The organism is Gemmatimonadaceae bacterium (genome assembly GCA_036504815.1).
In the GTDB taxonomy this organism is placed as follows: Bacteria; Gemmatimonadota; Gemmatimonadetes; order Gemmatimonadales; family Gemmatimonadaceae; genus PNKL01.
On the sequence record DASXUN010000023.1, the window covers coordinates 46,552 to 63,202 of the forward strand.

At 68.8% G+C, this 16,651-nt stretch carries 19 protein-coding genes and 1 riboswitch; of the genes, 12 read left to right on the forward strand and 7 right to left on the reverse strand.

The window, feature by feature from the left end; genetic code table 11:
• The first annotated feature begins 113 nt into the window (after nucleotides 1–113).
• From VGJ96_12930 to VGJ96_12940, 3 genes are all read left to right on the forward strand, one after another.
• A complete protein-coding gene (locus tag VGJ96_12930) occupies nucleotides 114–920 on the forward strand; it encodes a DUF92 domain-containing protein (GenBank protein ID HEY3288014.1) in 807 nt (268 codons plus the stop codon).
• Nucleotides 917–1,399: a flavin reductase family protein gene (locus VGJ96_12935; GenBank protein ID HEY3288015.1), complete on the forward strand. Its 483-nt coding sequence runs from the start codon at nucleotides 917–919 to the stop codon at nucleotides 1,397–1,399. The genes VGJ96_12930 and VGJ96_12935 overlap by 4 nt, the downstream gene beginning before the upstream one ends.
• 158 nt (nucleotides 1,400–1,557) lie before the next feature.
• On the forward strand, nucleotides 1,558–2,262 hold the full coding sequence (locus tag VGJ96_12940) for an aquaporin (GenBank protein HEY3288016.1): 705 nt from the start codon (nucleotides 1,558–1,560) through the stop codon (nucleotides 2,260–2,262).
• A gap of 134 nt (nucleotides 2,263–2,396) precedes the next feature.
• Here VGJ96_12940 and VGJ96_12945 read toward each other — a convergent pair whose 3' ends face one another.
• The 3 genes from VGJ96_12945 to VGJ96_12955 all read right to left on the reverse strand — a co-directional run bounded on the left by VGJ96_12945 (nucleotide 2,397) and on the right by VGJ96_12955 (nucleotide 5,319).
• The gene (locus VGJ96_12945; GenBank protein HEY3288017.1) at nucleotides 2,397–2,948 is read right to left on the reverse strand and encodes an inorganic diphosphatase; all 552 of its coding nucleotides are present in this window, start codon (nucleotides 2,946–2,948) and stop codon (nucleotides 2,397–2,399) included.
• A 142-nt stretch (nucleotides 2,949–3,090) separates the two neighbouring features.
• Nucleotides 3,091–4,872 carry a gamma-glutamyltransferase gene (locus VGJ96_12950; GenBank protein HEY3288018.1) on the reverse strand — a complete coding sequence of 594 codons (1,782 nt, stop codon included), beginning with the start codon at nucleotides 4,870–4,872 and terminating at the stop codon, nucleotides 3,091–3,093.
• A 135-nt stretch (nucleotides 4,873–5,007) separates the two neighbouring features.
• Nucleotides 5,008–5,319, reverse strand: coding sequence for an STAS domain-containing protein (locus VGJ96_12955; protein HEY3288019.1), 312 nt, complete (start codon nucleotides 5,317–5,319; stop codon nucleotides 5,008–5,010).
• 84 nt (nucleotides 5,320–5,403) lie between these two features.
• Nucleotides 5,404–5,482, reverse strand: a riboswitch (cyclic di-GMP riboswitch).
• Nucleotides 5,483–5,821: 339 nt separating this feature from the next.
• Here VGJ96_12955 and acs point away from each other — a divergent pair.
• From acs to VGJ96_12970, 3 genes are all read left to right on the forward strand, one after another.
• Nucleotides 5,822–7,786 carry an acetate--CoA ligase gene (acs, locus tag VGJ96_12960; protein ID HEY3288020.1) on the forward strand — a complete coding sequence of 655 codons (1,965 nt, stop codon included), beginning with the start codon at nucleotides 5,822–5,824 and terminating at the stop codon, nucleotides 7,784–7,786.
• A 106-nt stretch (nucleotides 7,787–7,892) separates the two neighbouring features.
• Nucleotides 7,893–8,861 (forward strand): serine/threonine-protein kinase, encoded by a 969-nt coding sequence (locus VGJ96_12965; GenBank protein HEY3288021.1) that lies wholly within the window; start codon nucleotides 7,893–7,895, stop codon nucleotides 8,859–8,861.
• A gap of 36 nt (nucleotides 8,862–8,897) precedes the next feature.
• Entirely contained in the window at nucleotides 8,898–9,260 is a 363-nt protein-coding gene (locus VGJ96_12970) for a hypothetical protein (protein ID HEY3288022.1), read from the forward strand.
• A 157-nt stretch (nucleotides 9,261–9,417) separates the two neighbouring features.
• Here the strand turns inward: VGJ96_12970 and VGJ96_12975 are convergent, their stop codons facing one another.
• Both VGJ96_12975 and VGJ96_12980 read right to left on the reverse strand, forming a co-directional pair.
• Nucleotides 9,418–9,825: a vitamin K epoxide reductase family protein gene (locus VGJ96_12975; protein HEY3288023.1), complete on the reverse strand. Its 408-nt coding sequence runs from the start codon at nucleotides 9,823–9,825 to the stop codon at nucleotides 9,418–9,420.
• Nucleotides 9,826–9,833: 8 nt separating this feature from the next.
• On the reverse strand, nucleotides 9,834–10,547 hold the full coding sequence (locus VGJ96_12980; GenBank protein HEY3288024.1) for a DsbA family protein: 714 nt from the start codon (nucleotides 10,545–10,547) through the stop codon (nucleotides 9,834–9,836).
• A gap of 213 nt (nucleotides 10,548–10,760) precedes the next feature.
• On the opposite strand from VGJ96_12980, the gene VGJ96_12985 reads away from it, so the two are divergent.
• The gene (locus tag VGJ96_12985) at nucleotides 10,761–11,636 is read left to right on the forward strand and encodes an alpha/beta hydrolase (GenBank protein HEY3288025.1); all 876 of its coding nucleotides are present in this window, start codon (nucleotides 10,761–10,763) and stop codon (nucleotides 11,634–11,636) included.
• Between the two features lie 173 nt (nucleotides 11,637–11,809).
• Nucleotides 11,810–12,025: a hypothetical protein gene (locus VGJ96_12990; GenBank protein HEY3288026.1), complete on the forward strand. Its 216-nt coding sequence runs from the start codon at nucleotides 11,810–11,812 to the stop codon at nucleotides 12,023–12,025.
• A gap of 104 nt (nucleotides 12,026–12,129) precedes the next feature.
• Here VGJ96_12990 and VGJ96_12995 read toward each other — a convergent pair whose 3' ends face one another.
• Together VGJ96_12995 and VGJ96_13000 are read right to left on the reverse strand one after the other, a co-directional pair.
• Nucleotides 12,130–12,606, reverse strand: coding sequence for a hypothetical protein (locus VGJ96_12995; protein ID HEY3288027.1), 477 nt, complete (start codon nucleotides 12,604–12,606; stop codon nucleotides 12,130–12,132).
• 1 nt (nucleotide 12,607) lies between these two features.
• Nucleotides 12,608–13,135 carry a CDP-alcohol phosphatidyltransferase family protein gene (locus VGJ96_13000; protein ID HEY3288028.1) on the reverse strand — a complete coding sequence of 176 codons (528 nt, stop codon included), beginning with the start codon at nucleotides 13,133–13,135 and terminating at the stop codon, nucleotides 12,608–12,610.
• A gap of 75 nt (nucleotides 13,136–13,210) precedes the next feature.
• Between VGJ96_13000 and VGJ96_13005 the strand changes: the two genes are divergently transcribed.
• From VGJ96_13005 to VGJ96_13020, 4 genes are all read left to right on the forward strand, one after another.
• On the forward strand, nucleotides 13,211–13,696 hold the full coding sequence (locus VGJ96_13005) for a cyclic nucleotide-binding domain-containing protein (protein HEY3288029.1): 486 nt from the start codon (nucleotides 13,211–13,213) through the stop codon (nucleotides 13,694–13,696).
• Between the two features lie 254 nt (nucleotides 13,697–13,950).
• Complete coding sequence (locus VGJ96_13010; protein ID HEY3288030.1) at nucleotides 13,951–14,304, forward strand: S-adenosylmethionine decarboxylase; 354 nt, start codon at nucleotides 13,951–13,953, stop codon at nucleotides 14,302–14,304.
• A gap of 19 nt (nucleotides 14,305–14,323) precedes the next feature.
• Nucleotides 14,324–15,904, forward strand: a complete 1,581-nt coding sequence (locus VGJ96_13015; protein HEY3288031.1) for a hypothetical protein — start codon at nucleotides 14,324–14,326, stop codon at nucleotides 15,902–15,904.
• Complete coding sequence (locus tag VGJ96_13020; GenBank protein HEY3288032.1) at nucleotides 15,901–16,632, forward strand: DUF2461 domain-containing protein; 732 nt, start codon at nucleotides 15,901–15,903, stop codon at nucleotides 16,630–16,632. Before VGJ96_13015 ends, VGJ96_13020 begins: the two co-directional genes overlap by 4 nt.
• The last annotated feature ends 19 nt before the right edge of the window (nucleotides 16,633–16,651 follow it).

The window sequence follows — 16,651 nt, forward strand, 5'->3', positions numbered from 1 at the left end:
AACGCGCCACGACGTGGCGGAACAAGCGACGCGCCACGCGCGTTTTCCGCTTGCGCCTGGTTGCGACGCCGTTGAATATCCGAACGTCCATCCTCCGGACTCTCCTGCCGCCCGTGTTCATCGACTTCCTTCCCCGTCTGCTGATCGGCGGTGCCGTCGCCGGCGTGGCGGCGCGGCACGCGGCACGGCGCGGGCTGCTCACCCCGGGCGGCGAGTATGCCGCGTTCGCCGTGGGACTGGCCGCCGCGCTCGGCGGCGTCGGCTGGCTCCTGTCGCTGGCGGTCTTCTTCTACACTTCCGTGGTCCTCACGCGCTGGCACGCGGACGAGAAGCGTCGCCGGTCACTGGGCATGCTCCCCGAACTCCGCTCGCGTGATGCTTGGCAGGTGCTCGCCAACGGCGGCGTATTCGCGGTCGGGGCGCTGGCGTGGGCATTCACCGGCAACTGGGAGGCGGGACTCCTGGGGTTCGGCGCACTCGCTGCGGCCACGGCCGACACGTGGGCCACGGAAGTCGGGATGGCGCTGCAGGGGACGCCGCGTTCCATCGTCAACGGGGAGCCCGTGGAGCCCGGGACGTCGGGGGGTGTCAGCGCGCAGGGCCTGGCCGCGGCCGTGGCCGGCGCTTTCGTGATCGGCCTCTGCGCCGTGGCGTCGTTCACCGTCCCCTTCGACATTCCGCGACTTGAGGCGGTCTTTCTTGGCGGCCTGATTGGAACCGTCACCGACTCGCTGCTGGGCGCCACCGTGCAATCGCGCCGGTGGTGTGACGCCTGCCAGGCCTGGACCGAGCGACGGGTCCATACCTGTGGCTATCGCAGCCACCACCGTCGGGGCTACCGTTGGATGACCAACGACACGGTCAACCTCGTCTCGGCCGTGGTGGGAGGGATCGTCGCGATGGGCGCATGGATTCCGTGAGCGTCACCGATTTCCGGGCGGCGCTGTCCCGCTTCGCGTCGGGCGTCACCGTGGTGACGGTGCGCGACGCGGACGGCGTCGACCACGGGATGACGGTCAGCGCGTTCACGTCCCTCTCGCTCGACCCGCCGCTCGTGCTGGCCTGCCTCGACCGGGTCGCGACCGTCTTGCCGCACCTGCTCGCCGCCGAGCGCTTTGGTGTAAGCATCCTCGCGGAGGGGCAGGACGTCATCTCGGCACGCTTCGCGGAGCAGGGCGTGGTGCGCTTCGACGGCGTGGCAGTGTCGCGCGCTGCCGGAGGGCCAGTGCTCATCGATGGCGCGGTGGCGCATCTGGTCTGCCGGCGGGTGGCCGAGTTCCCGGGGGGCGACCACGTGATCGTCGTCGGTGCGATCGAGTCGGCCCGGGCCCTTGGAGAAAGGCCGCTGCTCTACGCGATGCGTCAGTACGGGTCGTTCACGCCGGATTCTGGCCGCTGACGTCGCGTGGCGCGGCGGCCGTGCCGGCCGTGCGACGCGCGGGTGGCCCTGGTGGGTGGCCCGGTCGGGTGGCCCCCGGCCGGATGGCCGAGCGACGAGGTACGCCCTAGCTTCGCAGCATCCCCTCGCACCATCGACGCCCTCTTTCCGGTCCTTCCATGCGAGACTCCATCCGTCACTTCCTCTCCGAGTTCATCGGCACCTTCGCGCTGACCTTCGTCGGCAGCGCGGCCATCATGCAGGCGACCCAGGGCGGCGGGAATCTCGTTGCGGTGGCCCTGGCGCACGGGCTCGTGCTCGCCATCTTCGTGTCGGCGTTCATGCACATCGGGGCGCACTTCAACCCCGCGGTGACGCTCGGCATGCTCGTCGTGCGCCGCATCGAGCCGTTCATGGCCGGCCTCTACATCGTGGCGCAGGTGGCGGGGGCCACGGCCGCGGCGTTCCTGCTCAAGTTCGCGTTCCCCGCGGCGCTCTTCGCCGCGACGCGCGGCGGCGGCCAGTCGGTGTCGCTCGACATCACGTCCGGGCAGGCGTTCCTGCTCGAGATGGTCGGCACGATGTTCCTGGTGTGGGCGATCTTCGGCACGGCGGTGGATCACCGCGCGCCGCGCATTGGCGGTCTCGGCGTGGGCTTCGCGCTCGCCGTGGACATCCTGGCGTTCGGCAACCTGACGGGCTCCTCGGTGAATCCCGCCCGTTCGTTCGGTCCGGCCTTCGCGAGCGGGATTTACGAGGCGCAGGGGATCTACTGGCTGGCGCCGATCACGGGGGCGATCATCGCCGCGCTCGTGTACGAGAAGTTCCTGCTCACCGAGGAACCGGAGCCGGTGGACCACGGGGCGATTGGATCGCAGCCGTAAGCACGACTGAGATTCTGGAATCCGGAACGGGATTCGTGAATCCGATTGAGGACGGCGACGTACGATAGCGCGAAGCCCATCGCCGGTCGCCGTCTGCATTCGAGTTCCTGAATCCCCTCCCGGTTTCCTGATCCTCAATCAGCGGTTCGAAACCAGCTCTCCCGTTTCGCCTCGTACCGCACCATCGACTCGTTGATCACCTGCATCGCCTGGTCGCTCTTCCCCCACCCGACGATCTCGCAGCGCTTGCCCTCGAGATCCTTGTAGATGTGGAAGAAGTGCTCGATCTCCAGCAGGTAATGCTGCGGCATGTCGGCAATGTCGAAGTGCTCCTCGTGATGCGGTGAGTTGACCGGCACCGCCAGGATCTTGTCATCGGGCTCGCCGCGGTCGCGCAGGCGGAGGACACCGATGGGTCGCACGTCGATGAGGCAGCCGACGAAAGTCGGTTCGTTGATGCGAACGAGCACGTCGAGCGGGTCGCCGTCCTCGTGGAGCGTGCGCGGGATGAGGCCGTAGTCGCCCGGATAGTGCACGGCGCTGTAGAGCACGCGGTCGAGCTTGAAGAGCCCCGACTCCTTGTCGAGTTCGTACTTGTTGCGGCTGCCGCGCGGGATCTCGATGACCGCGGTCACCGTCTCCGGCGGATGACTGCCGGTGGGGAGGTCGTGCCAGGGGTGGAGCATGGAGAAACCGATTGAGGATTGGGAATCCGGATCCGGATTAAGGATAACGACTCAGGACGGCGACCCGCGATATCGCGAGTCGCCGTCCTGAGTCGGAGTCCATGGTCCCGGTCCGGATTCTCAATCCTCGATCGGTCCCTCGTCAGTACCCCATCGCCGCGCCATCCCGCCGCGGGTCCGCCACGCCAACCAGCTTGCCCTTCACCACGGCGATCGCGTGCACGCCGCCGAACATGATGTCGCCGACGCGCGACAGCGGCATGTAGCCCTTGGCCTTCAGGGCGGCGTAGACCTCGGGGGCGAAGCCGGCCTCGACCTCGACGTTCCGTCCCTGCGCCGGCTGGAGGCGCGGCGCGGCGATCGCCGTCCACGGGTCCTCGCCAAGGGCGAGATGCCGCCACGTCACCTGCGTCGTGGACGTCGGGATGTATTGCGACCCCGCCGCACCGACGACCATCCGCACGTCGTTCCCCTTCAGGATGATGGTGGGGTTGATCGTGGAACTCGCGTACCGGTTGGGGCCGCGCGTCGCATTGTCGAGGTTGGACGCGCCGGAGTTCAGGAAGAAGCCGTTGACGTACACGCCGGAGCCGAAGAGCACCCCGACCGTGAAGGTCATCGAGACCGCATTGCGGTCGCCGTCGACCACGCTGAAGTGCGTCGTGTTCGAGCCTTCCCACGCGGCGTCCTCGTCACCGCCGGCGCGAGGGGCCCGCGGCTCCGCCACCTTGTCGGGACCGAGCTTGCTCGCGCCCCAACCCTCGAGGGTGGCACAGGCGCCGGTGGGCGCCACGGCGTCCTCGGCCCACGGATCGCCCGGCGTCGGCGTCGCGGCTCCGTCGAGCCCGGTCACGGCCGTCACGCGCTTCGCGGCGAAGGCGGGGCTGATCAGCCCGCGCGACGGCACGGCAAAGTACCCCGGATCGCCGCGGAATCGCGTGGCGTCGTTTCCGGCGACGCGGAGCGCGTTGACGATCTGCACCGCGGCCGCGCCCTGCGTGGTGGGCGAGCCAAGCGGCCCGGCGTTGGTGGCGGCGAGGAGATTGAGCGCCGCGAGCGGCACCGCGCCGCCAAGCGGCGGCGGGGCCGACAGCAGCGTGTAGCCCATCCACGTCGTGCAGAGCGGCCGTTCGACGGCCACCGGGTAGTTCCTGAAGTCCGCCGCCGTGGCCGGACTTCCGAAGGACCGCATTCTGGCCGCGGTCCGTTCGGCCATCGGGCCTTCGTAGAATGCGGCGCGCCCGTCGCGCGCGATCGCGTCGAGCGTCTGCGCCAGCTGAGCCTGCACCAGCCGGTCACCCGGGCGGAGCGCCTGCCCACCCGGAAGGAAGAGCGCCGCCGCGGCGCTGTCGGCCGTCAGCTTGGCCCGCGACGCTTCGGCCGTGCGCGCCAGGAGCGGCGAGACGATGAACCCGTCGCGCGCGAGCGCGATGGCCGGCGCCATCACCTGCGCGCGCGGCAACTTGCCCCACTTGGCATGCGCCTCCAGCAATCCGGCCACCGCGCCCGGAATGCCCGCGGCGCGGCCGTTGATCGGCGCGCGCATCGATGCGGTGTCGGTGCGCGACCAGTCGGGGTCGGCCCCGGTGCGCGCGTAGAACTCCAGCGCATCGGCGCGCGCGCTGCCGCGCATCCAGACGATCATCCCGCCCCCCGCGCCAATTCCCGTCTGCGACGGATCGACGACGGCGAGCGCGAAGGCGGTGGCGACGGCGGCATCAACCGCGTTGCCGCCCTCGCGCAGGATACGGGCGCCAGCGGCCGCCGCATCGGCGTGTGACGCCGTGACCATTCCGCGCGCCGACTCGGCGCGCTTGGCGAACATCGGAGGAAGGGAGGACTGCGGCGGCTGCAGCCCGCAGGCAGTGACGAGGGCAGCGCCCAGAACGAGCGCGCGCGAGCGGTTGGCACGAAGGGTCGTCATGACAGGGCGGGAGAAACGAGAACCGGACCCGGCCGCGTTGGCCGGATCCGGTAGAATAACGCCGCCCGGGCGCGATGCGCTGGCGGGCTCACCGCGCGCGGGCGTCGCGGCCGCGCGCCGCGACGCGCGCCGCGATCACTCCTCGAACTCGAACAGTCCCTCGAGCTGCGTCAGGTGCAGGAGATGCCGCACGGTGGGCGGCGTGTGCGTGAGGCAGGTGGCCAGGAAGCTTTCGCGGGCGCGCTTCTGCAGCAGCACCAGCACGCCGAGTCCGCTGGCGTCCACCTCCCGCGTGTCGCGCAGGTCGATGGTCAGCCGCTTCGCTCCGCTCGCGGCGGCCTTCGAGAGCCGCTCGAGCGCATCCCGGCGGAAGTCGAGTCGGTGTTCCGACACGAGGCGCTCGGGCGCATGGAGAACGACGCGATCAGGTTCATTCAGCGGGTACATGGAAACCTCCTCGCTGCCAACGACCAAAGCCATCCGCATTGTTCCTCCGGTACTCCCGCGTGGTCTTCTGCGACCTCGCTCACCTTCGGCAGCTGGACCTTCTCGTAGTTCGAGATTCCTGGCTTTGCGGCCCCGCCTCGCGACGGGTGTGCTCTTGTCGGGTGAAGCAGCGTTCAGTTGTTGCCCTCTTCAACCGCGAGAAACGTGCCAGATCAAACTGGCTTATAACTCATTGTTATATATAAAGTTATAAGTTCGTCACAACGTGACGGGGACGTTTTGCCATGTTTCGCGCGGTGTGCGCGGCAAGGCGCTGGTCAGCGTCATTTTCGGTGATAGTTACGATGCGACGAGGAATCGTCACTTCGTGTCGCGATTCGGGCGCGGCCACTCCGCCACGTTGCTGGTTTCGGAGGACGCGGCTATCCTCTGTCCCATTCGCCCGGCTCCCTGACGTACGCGTAAGGGGAACGCCCGCCCGCCTTCATTATCTCGCCCGACCATGTCCGATCTCGACACCCTGCTGACCGAGAACCGCTCGTTTCCTCCGTCCGAACACTTCCGGCATCACGCCATCGTGAACGACGGCTCGCTGCACGTGGAGGCGGAGCGCGACTACGAGGCGTTCTGGGCGCGGCATGCGCGCGAACTCGAATGGATGGTGCCGTTCACGGAAACGCTCGAGTGGGCGCCGCCGCATGCGAAGTGGTTCCACGGCGGCCGGCTGAACGTCTCCGTGAATTGCATCGACCGCTGGGTGCGCGGCCCGCACCGCAACAAGGCGGCGATCGTCTGGGAGGGCGAGCCGGGCGACGCCCGCGTGCTCACCTACTGGGACCTGTACCGCGAGGTCCAGAAGTTCGCGAACGTGCTCAAGTCACTCGGCGTCGAGCGCGGGGACCGCGTCGGCATCTACCTGCCGCTCATTCCGGAGGCGGCCATCGCCATGCTGGCGTGCGCGCGGATCGGCGCCATCCATAGTGTGGTCTTCGGCGGCTTCTCGCCGGAGTCGCTGCGCGACCGCATGAACGACGCGCAGGCCAAGGTGCTCATCACCTCAGACGGCGGCTACCGTCGCGGCCAGGTGACGGCCCTCAAGCGCAATGCGGACAAGGCGCTCGAGGGAGCGCCCTCCGTGAAGGACGTGATTGTGGTGCAACGCCGGCCTGGCGGCATGGGCGACGAATCGTTCGCCCAGATGAAGGAGGGACGCGACCACTGGTGGCACCGCCTGATGCAGAACGCCAAGGCCGATTGCCCGCCGGAGGCGATGGACGCCGAAGATGTGCTCTTCATCCTCTACACGTCGGGCACGACCGGAAAGCCGAAGGGGATCGTGCACACGACCGGCGGCTACCTGACGGGCGTGGCGGCGACGACGAAGTACGTCTTCGACCTCAAGGAGGACGACGTCTTCTGGTGCACGGCCGACGTGGGCTGGATCACGGGGCACTCGTACCTGGTGTACGGCCCGCTCGCCAACGGCACCACCTGCGTGATGTACGAGGGCGCGCCGGACTGGCCGGAGCGCAACCGGTTCTGGGAGATCTGCGAGAAATACGGCGTCTCGGTGTTCTACACGGCGCCGACCGCCATTCGCGCCTTCATGAAGTGGGGCGAGCAGCACCCGGCGCGGCACGACCTGTCGCGCCTGCGCCTGCTCGGCACCGTGGGCGAGCCCATCAATCCCGAGGCCTGGATCTGGTACCACAAGGTGATTGGCGGGCTGCGCTGTCCCATCGTCGACACGTGGTGGCAGACCGAGACCGGGGCCATCGTCATCTCACCGCTTCCCGGCCTGACGTCGACGAAGCCGGGCAGCGCAACGCAGCCGCTCCCCGGATACTTCGCCACGCTGCTCGACTCGAAGGCCAACGAGATTGGCGTGGGCGGCGGACTGCTGGCGCTGACCCGGCCGTGGCCCTCGATGCTCCGCACCATCTGGGGCGACGACGAGCGCTACGTGCAGACGTATTTCACCAAGTGGCCGGGGCGTCCCGACCTCTATTTCCCGGGCGATGGCGCCAAGCGCGACGAAGAGGGCTACTACGTGATCATGGGGCGCGTCGATGACGTCCTGAACGTCGCCGGCCACCGCATCGGCACCATGGAGGTGGAAAGCGCGCTCGTCGAGCATCCGGCGGTCGCGGAAGCGGCGGTGGTGGGCAAGACGCACGAACTCAAGGGGCAGTCGATTGCCGCGTTCGTCACGCTGCGCGACGGCTTCCACCGGAGCCCCGCCCTGCGCGACGAACTGCGCGAGTTCGTGGCCGAGAAGATCGGCGCCATCGCGCGCCCGGACGACATCCTCTTCAGCGCGGACCTACCGAAGACGCGGTCCGGCAAGATCATGCGCCGGCTCTTGCGCGACATCGCCGAAGGGCGCACGCTGGGAGATACCACGACGCTGGCCGACCCGAGCGTGGTGGCGGCGCTCAAGGATCAATACGAGTCGGAAGAAAGCTGATTGAGGATTGGGATTCCGGATGGCGATTTCGGATTCCGATACCGGATGGCGATTGGCGATTACCGCCGGCGATGAAGCCGGCGGCCCCCGGATGGTGAGGTGACGCATGACGACGGACTTGCGGGAATCGCTGCAGCAGGCGCTCGACGCCGAGTACGTCCTTCAGGACGAGTTGCCGCGCGGCGGGATGTCCCGCGTCTTCCTGGCCGTCGAACGGGCGCTGCACCGGAAAGTGGTGCTGAAGGTTCTCGATCCGGAACTGGCGGCGACCCTGAGCGCGGAGCGGTTCAAGCGGGAGATTGCGCTGGCCGCGCGGCTGCAGCACCCGCACATCGTCCCGCTCCTGCACGCCGGCGCGGTGGACGGCAAGCTGTTCTACTCGATGCCGTTCGTGGAGGGCGAGTCGCTGCGCGAACTGATGGCGCGCGAGCGCCCGATGAGCATCGACCGCATTACGCAGATCCTGGTTGAAGTGGCGGGGGCGCTCGACTTCGCGCACGCGCAGGGCGTGGTGCACCGCGACATCAAGCCCGAGAACGTGATGCTCTTTCACGGGCAGGCGGTCGTGCTCGACTTCGGCATCGCCAAGGCGGTGAGCGACTCGACGCATTCCGGCGGCGGCGCCACCACGGCGCCGCGCCTCACGCTGCAGGGGACGAGCCTTGGCACGCCGACGTACATCGCGCCGGAACAGGCGGCGGGCGACCCCACGCTCGATCACCGCGCCGACATCTACAGCGTGGGGTGCGTGGCGTACGAGATGCTGACGGGCCATCCGCCGTTCCGCGGCAAGACCCCGCAGGCGGTCATGATCGCGCATGCCAAGGAGTCACCCGAACCGATCGCCAAGCGGCGCCCGGACGCGCCGCCGGCATTGACCCGGCTGGTGATGCGGTGCCTCGCCAAGGCGCCGGATGGCCGCCCGCGGCGGGCTTCCGAGATCGTCGCCGCCCTGCGGGGCGATCAGGGCGTCAGCGGCCTTCGCGGACTGCTCGATCGTGCCCCGTGGTGGCTGCCGTGGCTGCTGGCCGCCCTGTCGACCGCCGTGGCCATCGGCGTGGCGACGTCGCGCTGACTGTTACCTTTGACCCCTCTGGATCGTAATTCCATCGTGCTGGAGCATCTCCTTCCCGAATCGCTCTTTCCCCGCAAGCTACCGGCAGCCGCCGAGCGGCGGATGCGGCTCGCCCAGGCGCGCGCGGAAGAGGCGCTCGTGCGGACGCACGTCGAGAACGCGCTGATGTTCGTCGACGCGCTGGCCGAGGAGCTCCCGTTCGACCGCGCGATCGACACGTATATCCGCGAGTTGGCGGTGCCGGAGCCGCTGGCGTCGGTGGTCGTGACGCGCGTGCTGGTGGTGCTGGGCCGCGAACTGCTCCCGGCGCGCCGCGAGGAGCGGGAGGACGAGCAGCGGCCGCGCCTGCGCCTGAGCGAGGCGTCGGGGGCGAAGCGGGGGGAAATCAAGAGGGCCTGAGAACGACAGAGTGACACAGAGTACGACAGAATACGAGAGAGGGGTGCCGCGCTCAGCGCAGCACCCCCCGTTCAATTATCGCCCGCCGTACTCTGTCGTACTCTGTGGTACTCTGTCGTACTCTGTGGTACTCTGTGATACTCTGTCGTACTCTGTGTCACTCTGTCGTTCTCAGTTCCCAGATCGCCACCCCAAACATGATCACGACCAGAATCGCGCTGATGACGCACCACTGACAGACGGCGTGAATGACGGCCAGCTCCAGGTAGGTCAGGTACGCGCTGAAGAGCACGCCCCATCCGGTGAGCACGACCAGCGCGACGGCGGCGCGCCGGTCGGCCGCGAAGCGCTCGAGCGTGCTCGCATAGGCCGTCGCGAACAGCGCCACGTAGTACAGCACCCCCCACATCGCCACGGGCTGGCCGAAGAGCATGGCCCACGGGCTGGTGTTCACCTTGTCGCACCCGCCGATCTTGCACGAGAGCGCGCCGATGAGGCCCAGCTTGAAGAACCAGAGGTACAACGCCACGAAAAGCCCGATCAGGGCCAGCGCGGCGATGATCATGCGACGGTTCACTTGCCGCCCTTCTTGGCCGTGTCCGCCTTGCCGACCTTCACGAGCTCCGCGTCGACGAGCTTCTTGATTTCGTCATATGGCAGGCTCCCGGCGTACTTCTTGCCGCCGATGATGAAGGACGGCGTCTCGTCGATGAGCCGATTCTGGGCCTCGACGCCGCTCGCCTTGATGTTGGGGTAATGCCGCTTGCTGTCGTAGCACTCCTCGAACTTGTCCGCATCGAGGCCGAGATCCGCGGCGTAGCCCTTCATCTTCTTGTCCGGGCTCGACGTGGCCTGCGTGTTCCACAGGTCCTGCGTGTAGAACAGCCGATCGTGCATCTCCCAGAACTTCCCCTGCTCGTTGGCGCAGAAGGCCGCGTTCGACGCCGCCCAGGTGTTCTTGTGCATCGGGAGCGGGAAGACGAAGAAGCGCACCGACACCATCCCCGTGTTCACCAGGCGCGCGCGGATGTCGGGCTCCGTGAGCATGGCGAACTGGGCGCAGGCCGGACACTCGAAGTCCGCGAACTCGATGATCTGCACGGGCGCATCCGGCTTGCCCAACAGGAAGCCCTCGGCTGTGCCGATCGGGAGGTTCGGGTCGACGGCCTCGCCGCCTCCCTTGGGCCGGGTGGCGACCCAGCCAAGCGCACCGGCGCCAATGATTGCGATGGCAACAATGAGGAAGGTGAACTGCTTCTGCGAGGCGCGCGGATTCGTCTTGGCCACGTGACAACCGTCGGTTGAGAGGGTGAGGGAAAGCTACTGGGCGTGGGGGGAGGGGCTCAAGGCGGAGAACCAGCCGGAAGACGGCGGACGGGAGACGGAAGGGCGGACCGACAATGCAGCCCGATCCGAGGACGCATAGCTTTGACGGGCGTTCCCGGACGCTAGGCTCACGTCTCCCGTCTTCAGTCTCCCGTCTTCCGTCTGCCTCACCCCGTGCCTCGCTTCGACCATCTCCGCATTCCTGTCGGGCCAGGGGACCTGCACGCCGAGCGCTACGGGTTCGGCGACCACGCGCTGGTGCTCCTGCACGGCTTCGGCACCTCAACGTTTCTCTGGCGGCGAGTCGCGCCGGCGCTCCCGCTGGGCCGTGTGACGGCCTGGGCCATGGACCTGCTCGGACACGGGGAATCGGATCGCCCCGCCGAGGGTGACTTTGGCGTCGTTGCGCAGGCGCAGTGCGTGGAGCAGGCCATGACCTCGCTACGCATCGGCCGTGCGACGGTGGTGGGCGTGGATATGGGCGCCTCGGTGGCGTTGCGTCTGGCTGCCACGCGTCCGGGCCGCGTGCAGGGAATCGTCCTGATCAGCCCGCCACCGCCTAGCCGGGTTCGCGGCGAGGATCTCGCGGAGCTCGGTCGCGTCTCTGCCGCGCACCTCTTCGAGGCCACCCGGGGGATGCTGGGCGCCGCGGCGTGGCTGGGTCCGCTGCTGACGCGCAGCGTCGCGGCCGCCGAGGCGATGCCCGCCCGGTTGGTGGCGCGCTACGCGGCGCCGTTTGTGGGGGCCGACGGCGTTCGACATCTGCAGGCGCTCGCCAACGCGGTGACGGACAGCGATGCGAGCGATCTGGACCTTTCCCGGATCGCGGCGCGCACGCTCGTGCTGCGCGGCGAGCACGATGCCTGGTGCGGCAGCACCGATGCCTCGCGTCTCGCCACCGCGATTTCAGGGGCGGAGCTGCGCGCGGTTCCCTCGGCCGGTCGGCTCATTCCGGAGGAGGCGCCCGACGCCCTCGCCGCTTTGCTGGCCGACTGGGCACTGCCGCTGCCGGGGCCGCTCTCGCACGACATGGCCACGCGTCGTTCGTAGCCGATTCAACAGTTGAGAGCGGTTATGCGTCATACGCTTGGAATCGCGGCCAGGCCCGGTTACCTTTCAGTGATGCTTCTTTCACCATTTTGCCGGACGAAATGAACAAGGGTCGAAACAGGAATCGCAGGCCAAGCAACGAGCCGTCGCCGAAGGATCAGGCACGGGATGAGTTGTTCCAGCATATCATCAGCTGTGGTGTGGTAGGGTGTGATCCGCAGCACCAGCGGGAGTGGTTCGACGAGACGATGCGGTACCTGGCCGAGCGGTTCTATGAGCTCTCGGCCGTGGACATCGCCGAGCTCCGGACCCTCGGCGAGCGCTTCGCCCAGCCGCCGCGGTCCAATGCGGCAGCCTCGGTGGGCAACGACGCCGTCGCCACCGTGTAGTCGCTCCCAGCGCACCAGAACGGCCAGCGCCCCGCTGCAAGGCAGCGGGGCGCGTTCCTTTGCCGGGTCGGTCGCGGCCTATTGAGCGTGCGCTTGCCTTGTTCTCAGCGTCCGTTCGTGCGCGCCTTCCGGAGCACCACGGCCAGCCGGACGCCCTCGCCCAGCGCCAGTTCGACGGCGGGCGTCCACCGCCGGGCGCGGCGCCCTTCGACGCCCAGGAGGAAGAGCACGCCGGCCTCGGCGCGCAGATCGCCGTCGCGCCGCACCGTCAGGCCGCCGCCCGCGTATGGGCCCCACGCATGCTCCGCGAACGGATCGAGCAGGAATCGCATCGAGAGGTCGGCGCGAACGGCTGCCGCCGTGCCATTGGGGGTATCCGCCACCCCGGCCCCCGCGGCGATTCCGGCGCGGACGTAGTAACCCAGCGTGGTGTTCGCGCCCACCATCGCGAGCGCCGCAGCCCGGCGGGCGATCGCGGCATCGATCCGCACCTCGGGCTGGACGCGGGGGGTGAAAGGATAGGTCTGCGCGTTGAGAGGGGCGGCCGCGGCACAGACGAGCACGAGGATCGCAGCGCGCACGCTATGATTGCGCACGGGCACGCCAGAGCACCACGGTGTAGTCCGCCACCGAGATGAGCGAGACGACGCCGACGATAGCCACGGCCCAGGCGGTCGCGCGGTGGTCGATGACGATGGCCGGAAGCGCGACGAGTTGCAGCACCGTCGCCAGCTTCCCCGAGAAGCGCGCCTTGAAGGTGGCGCGCCGCAGCGAGGCCACCGACTTGGCGACGACGAACGCGACCGCCGTGGCGATGTCGCGCAGCAGGAAGATGAAATACTGCAGGGTGGTCACCTGCCCCTCGAGCAGCAGCGTGCAGATGGCGACGAGGACGAAGATCCGATCGGCAAAGGGATCGATCAGCGCGCCCATCCGGCTGAACTGCTGGCGGCGGCGGGCGAGCCAGCCATCGAAGAAATCGGTCGACCCCGCGGCCGCCAGAATGAGCAGGCGCAGGTCGTGATCGTGGACGGCGGGGAAGAGCGCCGCCAGGAACAGCCGGGACAACGAGATGGCGTTGGGAAGCGTCGCCAGGGAGTCACGCTCCATGTGGGGCAACATAACCCGCCACCGCGAATGCTTGCCAGCACCGGGGGCTGGGGGTAGCTTGGCCGATGAACCCCCGTGTCACCCACAGAGGGCGCGATGGCCGATTACACCGAACTGCTGAAGGGCGTCGCCATCTTCCAGGACCTCGATGAAGGGGAGCTCGCGCGCGTCTCGGAAGTGTGCCGGACGCAGGATTTCGTATCGGGCGAATACGTCTTCAAGGAAGGCGAACCGGGCAACCGCCTGTACCTCGTGGTCGATGGCGAGGTGCGGATCAGCCGCATGATTCCTGGCAGCGGCGAGGAAGCGCTGGCGATCCTCAAGAAGGGGTCGCTCTTTGGCGAGATGGCGGTGTTCGACCGCAGCGAGCGGTCCACGGATGCGATCTCGAACGGTAGCTGCAAGCTCCTCTCGATCTCGCGCAGCGACTTCGAGCTGTTGCTCGACTTCAACCGCGAGCTCGCCTACAAGGTGCTGTGGTCGTGCACCCGGCTGCTCTCGTCGCGGCTGCGGTCGACGAATGACAGCCTGCGAAGCTTCCTGGCGATGAGCATGTTCTAGGGACAGAGAGACAACAGAGAGACAACAGAGAGAAAACAGACAAACAACAGAGGGCGGGCCAACGGGGGCCGCCCTCCTGTCGTAGAGGGACGCACCCCTTCATTCCGTTGTCCTCCGCGGGAATCTGTGGTACTCTCTGAAAAGCCCATGCGCCCTCTTCGCCTGCTCCCTGCCCTGTTGCTCGCCGCCACGGCCGCCGCACAGTCCCCGAAGGGCGCGGCGCGGCCGCCCTCGCCGCCCGCCGCACCGCCGCCGTGAGAGACCAGGCGCCGGGGCTCCTGACGCACGACGCGGCGGACTTCCGCGGCGTCCCAGCGTCGTTGTTGCGGGATCAGGCGTCGCTGTCCGGACTGCTGATCGCGGCGGCGGGTGCCGCGGGACTCACGACGGTGGAGCCGCCGCTGGTGCGATCGCTGCCGCGCGGCGGCCTGGTGATTCTGCTGCTGCTCGACATCGGCCACGTGACGCTCCACACCGTGCCGGACGAGGGTGTGCTCGCACTCGACCTGCTGGTGAGCGCCGCCAAGGATGCCCGCAAGGCGATTGACGTCGTAACCCGGCGGCTGGCGCTGCGAGCGGTGCGCGCCACGCACAGCGACCGCGGCTGACGAGTCGTCGGCGCGGCGCGTGACACTTCCGGCGTGGAGCCTCCCTGCGGCCCTGGGCGCCAGCATAGTCCTGCTGGCGGCCTGGAACCTCACGCTGGGCGTGCGGCTGTCGTCGCTGCCGGGTGCCGGACGCACGCTGCGCACGCTCGCCGGACTGTGCGCCTTCCTCTTTATTCCCTCCCTCGTCATCGGCCTCCTCGCGCCGAGCGCGCTCGGCGCGCGCGTCCTCGGCCCGCTCGCCTGGCTCTGGCCCGCCGTGACCATCGTCTTTGTGGCGCAGGCGTGGCTCGCAATCAGCGGCGGTCGCGCCAGCCTGCTCATCGCGGCACCCCTGCTGCTCTTCGACGGACTGGTTGCCTGGGTGGTTGTGGTCCGCTGGATTGAGAGCGTGGGCGGGATGCTGCCGCCCTGGGCACTCGCCCCTGGCATGGCCATCGCGACGCTGGTCGCGACGGTCGTCGGCACCGCCGCCTTCCCCTGGGGAACCTCCCTGCTCATTCCGGCACTCGTGCCGGCAACACCGGCGCGGCAGCGATGGACACGGGCGGCGCGCACGCTGCTGGCCGCGGCGAGCAGCGCGGCGGTGATCGTGACGGTGCTCGAGCTGCCCCGCGCGCACGAAGCGCTCGAGTCCACGCGCGCGCTGGATGCCGGCGCGACCGACGCCGCGGCACGCGGGGGACTCGCCATCGGCATCAGCATCTTTGGCGTGCTGTCAGGGAGTCCGCCGTCGACGATGGCGCGCCAGGAGAAGGCGCTCGCCGACTCGATCGGGGTGAGCGCGCTGCACGTCACGCTGACCTCTGACGGCACCGGTCCGCTCACGCTCGACTCGGTGGCGCGCACGCTGGAACCGCGGACGGATTCCGTGGCGCTCGTCGTCACGCTGCGGCGCGATGGCCGAGGCGGCGCGGACGACGCGCGGAGCGACGAGGAGATTGTCCGCGTGGTCCGCCGACTGCGCCCCCACGTGTTCATCCCGCTTCGCAACGCCCTGCCCGGTGCGGCTCCGATGACACGCGACGCATGGGAGTCCTACTATACGCGCGCCGCGGCGGCCGCCCGACGCGGGGACCCTCTCACCCGCGTCGCGTTGCCGACCGGCGCCGGCATGCACCTGGACAGCGCGCTGGTGGACTGGGTGATGCGGGGCGCATCGCCGCTGGGCGCCGTCGCGCTCACGGTAGAGGATTACGGCGCGAGCCCGGCACGTTTTGTCGACGCCCTGAACGCGCTCTCACGCTGGGCCTCAATGGCCCGCGCGCTCCCCGACGTCTGGGTTGTCGGGATCCCCTCGGCGCCGACCATCACGGGCGAGGTGGTGCAGCAGCGTCTCGTGCGACACACGCTCCTGTGGGCCGCCGCACGGCCCTGGGTGCGCGGGGTAATTGCGGGCGATGCCAACGACGTCACCACCCCTTCCGCCCTTCGCACGGCGACGGGCCGCGCCCGCCGGGCGTTCGGAGAAATCGGCACGGCGCTGCGCCTGCAGCGCGACCTGCCACCCGCCGCCGCGCCCGTGGACAGTGTCAGCACACCGGACACGACTGCCGACACTGTCCGTGCGATTCCCGATACCCTGACCCGGTCACGATCATGAATGCGCCGCCCTTCAACGGATTCCGCCCCACCGCGCTCGCCTTCCTGCGCGCGCTCAAGAAGAACAATCGCCGGGAGTGGTTCGAGGCCCATCGCGACACGTTCGAGCGCGAGATCAAGGCGCCGCTCAAGACCTTCATCGAGGATCTCGACGTTCGCTTTGCGACGGCGGCGCCGGAGTTCGTCGGTGACCCGAAGTCGTCGCTGTTCCGCATCCACCGCGACATTCGCTTCTCGACGGACAAGTCGCCGTACAAGACGCACGCGGCATTCTGGATCTTCCATCGTGCCCCGGGACGCGGCGTGGGTCAGACGGTGGACGGCGGCGCCGGATTCTACTTTCACCTCGAGCCGGGCAGTTCGCTGGTCGCCGCCGGACTGTGGATGCCGCCACGCCCGAAGTTGCAGCGTGTGCGCGATGCGATTGCCGATGACCCCAGGTCATGGGAGCGCGTCGTGCTGAACCGGGCGTTCGTGCGGCGCTTCGGCGGGCTCACCGAGGACGATCCGGGCGTGCTGCTCAAGCGGCTGCCGCGCGGGTACGCGCCGGGACACCCGGCGGAGCGGTGGCTGCGCTTCAACTCGTTCACCGCGTCGCGCGCGCTCTCGGACACGGACGTGCAGTCTCCGAAGCTGGCGGCGATGGTCATGCGGGACTTCACCGCCATGATTCCGTTCGCGCGCTGGCTCAATCGCGCCCTCGGCTTCCTGCCCAGCACACACCGCTGAGCGGCGGGCACCGCGCCGA